The organism is Falsihalocynthiibacter sp. S25ZX9, assembly GCF_041205405.1.
GTDB classification, from domain to species: Bacteria; Pseudomonadota; Alphaproteobacteria; order Rhodobacterales; family Rhodobacteraceae; genus Falsihalocynthiibacter; species Falsihalocynthiibacter arcticus.
Genome location: NZ_JBGFCD010000160.1, coordinates 1 through 322 on the forward strand (window position 1 = coordinate 1; position 322 = coordinate 322).

Here is a 322-nt window from a genome sequence, read left to right on the forward strand (position 1 = left end):
TTGGTATGGGCGCGCAAGCATTGCACGATCTGGATGTGACCCTCGGGGACACTACGCAAACCCGACGCATTGGCTTACGGGACATGGCATTTCTGGCGCAAAAAGATGCGGTAGGCGTCGGCTTTAAATTCCGCGTGAATGGCGTGGACACCTATGCAAAAGGTGCCAATTGGATCCCTGCCGACGCACTCTCTGGGCGGATCACACAGGCGGGCGTGCGCGATCTTTTGCAATCAGCCGTCGACGCCAACATGAACATGATCCGCGTATGGGGCGGCGGGCGTTATGAGCCGGATTGGTTCTATGATTTCTGCGACGAAAT

1 pseudogene is annotated in these 322 nt (G+C 56.5%); it reads left to right on the forward strand.

Features of this window, described 5'->3' with window-relative positions:
- Positions 1-322, forward strand: a pseudogene (locus tag AB9F29_RS21710) (glycoside hydrolase family 2 protein); the annotation flags it as partial.